The sequence below is a fragment of the Cupriavidus sp. FW305-26 genome, assembly GCF_058787975.1.
In genome coordinates, this window is record NZ_JBYTAH010000078.1 from 21390 (window position 1) to 29299 (window position 7910).

Genomic DNA, 7910 nt, shown 5'->3' on the forward strand with positions numbered 1-7910 from the left:
CTACATCAGCGCACCGATAGCGACATCCGCCCGAAGCGCCTCTGAATTGGGTTATCCCCAAAGTTATTCACACCACCAATAGAAAAGGGCCTGCATCCGCAGACCCTCATTCCTCTGGCGAAAACCGGGCGGGTTAAGCCGCCTTTTTTGCCAATCCAAGATAGGTTTCGATCACCTTCGGATTCGCCGCCAGTTCGTCGGCCAGCCCTTCCATCGCCATATCCCCGGTCTCGATCACATAGCCGTAGTCCGCCACCTGCAGCGCAGCGCGTGCGTTCTGCTCGATCAGCAGCGTGGCCACGCCGGTCTGGCGCAGATTGCTGATGATGTGGAAGATCTCCTTCACGATCAGCGGCGCCAGGCCAAGGCTGGGCTCGTCCAGCATCAGCAGCTGCGGCTTGGCCATCAGCGCGCGGCCCACCGCCAGCATCTGGCGCTCGCCCCCGGAGAGCGTGCCGGCGTCCTGGCGGGCACGCTCGCGCAGGCGTGGGAACAGGTCGTAGACCACGTCCATCTGGTCCAGGTAGTTCTTCTCGCCGGCGCGCTTGCGGCGAAAGGCACCCAGCTGCAGGTTGTCTTCCACCGTCATCGACGCAAACAGCTCGCGCTTCTCCGGCACCAGGCACATGCCGCGCGCAACGCGCCCTTCCACCGGGATGCCGGCCATGTCGTGGCCGAGGTAGTTGACCGAGCCGCTCGACGACCCCGTCACCGGCAGCGCACCCATGACCGCATTGAGCATGGTCGACTTGCCGGCACCGTTGGGGCCGATCACCGTGACGATCTTGCCGGCCTCCACCTTCAGGTTGGCGCCGTGCACCGCTTCCACCTTGCCGTAGCGGACGTGGAGGTCCTTCACTTCGAGAATCAGGCTCATGTCCGGTCCTTACTCCACGCCACCCAGGTAGGCTTCCAGCACTGCGGGGTTCTTCTGCACTTCCTCGGGCACGCCCTCGGCAATGCGCGTGCCGAATTCCATCACCACCAGCCGGTCGGTCAGGTTCATCACGAAATCCATGTCGTGCTCGACCAGCAGCACGCTCATGCCCTCGCCCTTGAGCTTGCGCAGCAGCTCGGCCAGCGCCTGCTTCTCCTTGTAGCGCAGGCCCGCTGCCGGCTCGTCGAGCAGCAGCAGCGCCGGGTCGCAGCAAAGCGCACGCGCGATTTCAAGAATCCGCTGCTGGCCCAGCGCGAGGCTGCCGGCTTCCATGTACATGCAATCGGCCAGGCCCACGCGTTCAAGCTGGCGCTTCGCCTCGAACAGCAGCTTCTCTTCCTCGGCCTTGTTCATGCGCAGGATCGCTGCCGAGACGCCGCCCTGGGCGCGGAAATCACCGCGCAGGTGCGCGCCTATGGCCACGTTCTCCAGCACCGTCATGGTCGGCAGCAGGTGCACATGCTGGAAGGTGCGGCCGATGCCGCGCTTGACGATCTCGCGCGACGGCAGGCCCGAGATCACTTCACCGCGGTAACGCACCTCCCCACGCGTGACCGGCAGCACGCCCGTCACCAGGTTGAAGGTGGTGGACTTGCCCGCGCCATTGGGACCGATCAGCCCGATGATCTCGCCCGCGCGCACCTGGAAGCTGACATCGTTCACCGCCACCAGCCCGCCGAACTCCTTGCGCGCGGCGCGCACATCCAGAATCAGGTCGCCCGCCTCGGGCTTCTGGCGCACGGCCAGGGCCTCAGCCTGCGCCGGCGCCAGCACCGGTGGACCAGAAGGCACCAGACGCCGCAGGAACGGCCAGATGCCATCGCGCGCGTATTGCAGCAGCAATACCAGCAGCACGCCGAAGACGATGATCTCGAAGTTGCCGTTGGCACCGAGCAGCTTGGGCAGCACGCCCTGCAGCACATCCTTCAGGATGGTCAGGATGCCCGCGCCCAGCACCGCGCCCCACACATGGCCCACGCCGCCGACCACGGCCATGAACAGGTACTCGATGCCGTAGTTCAGGCCGAACGGCGTCGGGTTCACCGCGCGCTGCAGGTGCGCGTACAGGAAGCCCGACACGCACGCCAAAACCGCCGCCACCACGAAGATCACCACTTTCATCCATGCGGTGTTCACACCCATGGCCTCGGCCATCACGCCACCGCCCTTGAGCGCGCGGATGGCGCGCCCCGGGCGCGAGTTCAGCAGGTTCTGCATCGCCAGCACGGCCAGCAGCACCACCGCCCAGATCAGGTAGAACATCGAGCGGCCCGACTGCAGCTCGATGCCGAAGAGCGACAGCACCGGGATCCCGTTCAGGCCGTCATACTTGCCCAGGAACTCCAGGTTGCCAAACAGGAAGAACAGCGACAGGCCCCAGGCAATGGTCGCCAGCGGCAGGTAGTGGCCGGACATGCGCATCGTGATCAGCCCGATCACATAGGCCGATGCCATCGTGATCACCAGCCCCACCATCAGCCCGAACCAGGGCGACAGCCCGAACTGCGTGGTCAGGTACGCAGTGCTGTACGCGCCCAGCCCCACGAACGCGGCCTGCCCGAACGAGGTCATGCCGCCCACCCCGGTCAGCAGCACCAGCCCGATCGCCACGATGCTGTACAGGCCGATGTAATTGCCCAGCGTGATCCAGAACTCCGGTGTCGGCAGCGCCGGCAGCAACACCAGCACCACAATGAAAGCCAGCACCAGGACCCGGTTGCGGTTCAGCCGCGCACGGCTGCCTGCCTCGGCACTGGCCACCCGCGCCTGCTTGTCGGTCAGCATGGTCATGGCTTATTCCTCCTCCTCGACATGCTTGCTCGTCAGCGAGCGCCACAGCAGCACCGGAATGATCAGTGTGAAGACGATGACCTCCTTGAACGCGCTGGCCCAGAAGGACGAATAGGATTCAAGCAGGCCCACCAGCAGCGCACCGAGCGCCGCCACGGGGTAGCTCACCAGCCCGCCGACAATGGCGCCGACAAAGCCCTTCAGGCCCACCAGGAAGCCCGACTCGTAGTACACGGTGGTCAGCGGCGCGATCAGGATGCCGCACAGCGCGCCCATCGCCGCGGCCAGCGTGAACGACAGCCGCCCCGCCTGCGTGGTGCCGATACCGACCAGGCGCGCGCCCAGCCGGTTCACCGCGGTCGCGCGCAGCGCCTTGCCCTGCAGCGTGCGCTCGAAATAGAAGTACAGCGCGCCGATCAGCAGCGCCGACACGCCCACGATCCACAGGCTCTGGCCCGAGATGCTGAGCGCCCCCACGTCGAAGCGCGTATCCGAGAACGCATTGGTGCGCGAACCCTCCGCCCCGAACATCACCAGGCCCAGCCCCACCAGCGCAAAGTGCACGCCGACCGAGACGATCAGCAGCACCAGCGTGCTGGCCTCGGCCAGCGGCTGGTAGGCCAGCCGGTACAGCATCGGCCCCAGCGGGATGATGATCAGCAGCGTCAGCGCGATCTGCGCCAGCATCGGCAGCGGCTGCGCGCCATACTGCTGCGCCAGCCAGTGCACCGCGAGCGGGAACACCAGGTATTTTCCTGCCAGCACCGCCAGCCGCTGGCCCAGCGTGCGGCGCAACTCGGCGCTGCGCAGCACCGTGACGGTTTCATAGACGAAGGTCAGCGCCCCCATCGCCAGCAGCAGCCAGCTGGTCTGCGGCGCGTGACCGGCCTGCATCGCCGCCAGCGTCAGCGCGCCGTAGGCAACAAACTCCCCTTGCGGGATGAAGATGACCCGGGTCACCGAGAACACCAGCACCAGGGCCAGTGCCAGCAGCGCGTAGATCGCGCCCGAGGTGATGCCGTCCTGGGCCAGGATGGCAGCGATTGATAAGTCCATTGTCTCCCCGTCTCTTGGAAATACCTGCCTGCATCATATGGGGGCCGACAGGGTGCTGTGTGCTTCGGGATTTACGCAATAGTAAACGGATTGCCTAATGTGGAAATACAGGCAAGCCCTAACGAGAGGTGTGTATGGCGGCGTGAGCGTTTCGCATTGTTGCCATGCGGTTGGTTGTCGCTCTTGGCAGGTGTAGCGTTTCGCGCAAGCGCCCAATGACCGTCAGCGCACTTTGAGCCGGCGCAGCAGCCGTAGGCGTCCAGGCGATGCCGTTTGCAGCAGGCGGCCTACGCCCTGCATGGGGATTGTTCAATAGTGGGTTATCGAAGGCACTATCCCTGACTCACATGGCGTAGCAGGGTCGAACGGGCAACCACGCCAGAACGGCAAGCACCACCGTGCGAACCACCAACACCGTGCAATTTATTGCCAGCCGCATAGGCGACGCGTTCTTTGGTTACTTTCTGTCGCTCGGACAGAAAGTGACTCGCCGGCTAAGCCGGCGAAACAGCAGCACTTGCCAAGGGCGACACCCAACCGCATAGCGCCACGCCGCCCCCCGACCCTCACTTAGTCAACAACTTCCACTTCCCATCAACAATCTGCACCATCACCCGTGCCCTCTGATCAAAGCCAAGGTGGTCGGTAGCACTCATGTTCATGATCCCATGCGAAACCGGCAGATTCTTGGTCTGCTCCATCGCATCCCGCAATGCCTTGCGGAATTCCTTGGTACCCGGCTGGCCCTTCTTCAGCGCCTCAGGGATGGCATGCTGCAGGATCAGCCCCGCATCCCAGGCATGACCGCCGAAGGTCGAGACCTGGCCACCGAAGGCCTTCTCGTAAGAAGTCTTGTAGGACATGGCCGGCTTCTTCACCGGATTGCTGTCCGGCAATTGCTCAGCCACCAGCAGCGGCCCGGCCGGCAGGAACGTGCCTTCGCAATCCTTGCCGCACACGCGCAGGAAGTCGGCATTGGCCACACCGTGGGTCTGGTAAATCTTGCCCTTGAAACCACGCTCCTTGAGCGTCTTGGCCGGCAGCGCCGCGGGCGTACCCGAGCCTGCGATCAGCACGGCGTCGGCATTGGCGCTCATCATCTTCAGCACCTGGCCGGTGACCGAGGTATCGGTACGGGCAAAGCGCTCGTTGGCGACCACCTTGATCTTGCGCAGCTCCGCCACCTTGGCGAACTCCTGCGCCCAGCTGTCGCCATAGGCGTCCGCGAAGCCGATGAAGGCCACCGTCTTCACGTTGTTGTTGGTCATGTGCTCGGCAATGGCGGTCGCCATGTGCGAGTCATTCTGCGGCGTCTTGAAGACCCAGGCGCGCTTGGCATCCATCGGCTCGATGATGCGGGCCGAGGCGGCCATGGTGATCATCGGCGTATCGTTCTCGGCCACCACGTCCACCATCGCCAGCGAGTTCGGCGTCACGGTGGAACCCACCACCACGTCAACCTTGTCTTCGCTGATCAGCTTGCGGGTGTTCTTGACCGCGGTGGTGGTGTCGGAGGCATCGTCCAGCACGATGTACTCGATCTTCTTGCCCGCGATTTCCTTGGGCATCAGCGTGAAGGTGTTCTTCTCCGGAATACCCAGCGATGCCGCCGGACCCGTGGCCGACACCGTCACCCCGACCTTGACCTGTGCCTGGGCTGCACCGGCAACCAGGCTCGCCGCAGCGATTGCCAGCAGGCTGGCGCGCTTGAAATCCATCTTGTCTCCTCGGTTCCTGAAACGGAAAGGCATCCGTCCGGCGTCCACCGGCGGATGCCCTGGTCCACTGAACTGGATGAGGCGCAGCCCAGCGGGTGCGCATACCATCCGGTTCAGTGGGCCTTGATCGACCCCTCGGGTCAACACAGGCACATCGCCGGCACCTGCGCTACAGCCAGGAACGACGCAAGGCCGCTCCCCAGTTTCCCCGTCCGCACCACTCCCCCGGATCGGCGCGATCCGGCTATTCACCGACCGTGCGGTCGGGAATTCGGATCGAGTCTAGCACAGCGACTTGGCGCGAAAAGGGAGGATTAACCCGCATCGCGAGCGCCGCCCGGCTTCGCCGTCAGCGCAGGAACGCGTCCCAGGCGGTCTTCAGGATCAGCGCGCTCACCACCACGATAAACACCTTGCGCACGAAGGCGCTGCCGTGGCGCAGGGCCAGCTTGCTGCCCACCTGGCTGCCGGCGATGTTGGCCACTGCCATCACCAGGCCCAGTTGCCACCAGATATGGCCCTTGCTGGCCAGCAACAGCAGCGCCGCCAGGTTGGTGGCAAGGTTGACCACCTTGGTCGAGGCCGCCGCGTGCAGGAAGTCATAGCCGAACACCCGCACGAACGCGATCATCAGGAAGCTGCCGGTACCCGGGCCGAACACGCCGTCATAGAAGCCGATGGCGGCACCGGCCAGCAGCGCCGCGACGCGCTCGCGCGACCCCGACAGCGTCGGCGCGTGTTCCGTACCCAGGTCCTTCTTGGCCACGGTGTAGACCAGCAACACCACCAGCACGAATGGCAACGCCTTGCGCAGCGGTTCGGCCGGAATCTTGGTCAGCGCCCAGGCACCGGCCATCGAGAAGACAAGGGCCGCCACCACCGCGGGCGCGGTCGCTCCCCAGTAGATGCGCACGCTGCGGCCGTAGCGCAGCGCCGCGTTGGCGGTGCCCGCGATCGAGCCCATCTTGTTGGTGCCCAGCAGCGTGGCCGGCGCGACATTGGGATAGGCCGAGAACATCGCCGGGATCTGTACCAGGCCGCCGCCGCCGGCGACCGCGTCAATCAGGCCGGCGAGAAAGGCGGCAACCGCCAGGAATGCGAATTCCGTCATTGCAGGAAGCAGGAAAGCGAAAAGGGATAGGATCGGAGGAGATCGGTGCGGGCGGGCCGGCGCGCTGCCGGGCGGTATCAGTTCAGCCCAGCACCTTGGCCGCAGGCACCAGGCTGCGGTGCCACATGCCGTTGCCATGCGGGCTGAAGCCCGGCGGCGCGCCGCCTTGCCCTGCCGCCAGCCCCGGCGCCAGCAGCGCGTGACGGATACCGTGCGCGCGGCCCCAGTCGGCCAGCGTGGCACAACAGGCCTCAAGGCAGGCGCGGCGGGCCCCGCCGTCCAGGCCGGGCCGTACCCACCACTCCATGCCGCAAGCGGCCAGCCCGGCAAGCTCGAGGCTCGGGAGCAGCGCCACCGGCAGGCACGCCAGCAGATCGTGCGGAGCCTGCGCATCATCCACCAGCAGGCAGATGCCGCGACCGGACTGGGCCAGCAGCTCGTCCAGCATCAGCCGGCGCGCGCGCGCGGCGGGCACCGGCAGTGGCTGCACCGTAGCCAGCCAGGCTTCCAGCGTGGCTGCGTCGGCGCCCAGTCCGAGGCGTACCAAACCCTGCGGCGCGGGCGCGTCGGGATGATCCGGAACGGCTGGGGAGTCGGGGGAATCAGGTGCGGCAGGCATGGCGGGCAATGAGAGCGCCCGCATTGTCGCATGTGGAGGGTAGCCAGGTGATGCCGGTGCAGCCTGGATGCCCCATGATGGGGCGAAAGCGCCACAGCAGCGATTGGGAGGCCCAAATGAAAAAAGCGTTGCCGAGGATCACCCGGCAACGCCCTTTATTTATAACGCTGCTACCCGACACCGGGTGCGCGCCTGTCGTCTCCTCGCTTCCGCCTCCATTTAACCTGCGAAAACCGTATATGGAATGTAACGAAGCGGTGCATCGAGGACAAGCTAGAAAAAACCCTAGCCCCAGAATCGGGCATGTCGACCCGCGGTCACTCCTGCCGGGTTACTCCCGCTTGCCCGAGTGGCCCCCGAAGCGCGCCAGCAGCTCGCCCATGATGCCACGGCGGAAAGTCAGCACGCAGATCACGAAGATCACGCCGGTCACCATCGTCACCGACTCGCCCAGCGTGCCGAACCAGGAGATGCCGGTGACCGACGCCAGGAAGTTGCCGATGTCGCCCAGCTTGTTCTCCAGCGCGACCACCACGAAGGCACCGACAATCGGGCCCGACAATGTGCCCAGGCCGCCGACCAGTGTCATCAGGATGACCGAGCCGGACATCGACCAGTGCACGTCGGTCAGCGTCTCGAAGCCCAGCACCAGCGCCTTGATCGAGCCGGCCAGCCCCG

At 65.4% G+C, this 7910-nt stretch carries 6 protein-coding genes and 1 pseudogene; all 7 read right to left on the minus strand.

Annotation, left to right across the window (positions count from 1 at the left end; genetic code table 11):
- Nucleotides 1-133: 133 nt before the first annotated feature.
- Entirely contained in the window at nucleotides 134-877 is a 744-nt protein-coding gene (locus tag AC3WQZ_RS30195) for an ABC transporter ATP-binding protein (RefSeq protein WP_010811278.1), read from the minus strand.
- Between the two features lie 9 nt (nucleotides 878-886).
- Entirely contained in the window at nucleotides 887-2728 is a 1842-nt protein-coding gene (locus AC3WQZ_RS30200) for a branched-chain amino acid ABC transporter ATP-binding protein/permease (RefSeq protein WP_010811279.1), read from the minus strand.
- A gap of 3 nt (nucleotides 2729-2731) precedes the next feature.
- The gene (locus tag AC3WQZ_RS30205) at nucleotides 2732-3784 is read right to left on the minus strand and encodes a branched-chain amino acid ABC transporter permease (RefSeq protein ID WP_492301808.1); all 1053 of its coding nucleotides are present in this window, start codon (nucleotides 3782-3784) and stop codon (nucleotides 2732-2734) included.
- 566 nt (nucleotides 3785-4350) lie between these two features.
- Nucleotides 4351-5502, minus strand: a complete 1152-nt coding sequence (locus AC3WQZ_RS30210) for an ABC transporter substrate-binding protein (protein ID WP_010811281.1) — start codon at nucleotides 5500-5502, stop codon at nucleotides 4351-4353.
- A gap of 349 nt (nucleotides 5503-5851) precedes the next feature.
- Entirely contained in the window at nucleotides 5852-6613 is a 762-nt protein-coding gene (locus AC3WQZ_RS30215) for a sulfite exporter TauE/SafE family protein (protein WP_010811282.1), read from the minus strand.
- Between the two features lie 82 nt (nucleotides 6614-6695).
- Nucleotides 6696-7232: a hypothetical protein gene (locus tag AC3WQZ_RS30220; RefSeq protein WP_439668406.1), complete on the minus strand. Its 537-nt coding sequence runs from the start codon at nucleotides 7230-7232 to the stop codon at nucleotides 6696-6698.
- Nucleotides 7233-7563: 331 nt separating this feature from the next.
- A pseudogene (locus tag AC3WQZ_RS30225) lies at nucleotides 7564-7910 on the minus strand (branched-chain amino acid ABC transporter permease); the annotation flags it as partial.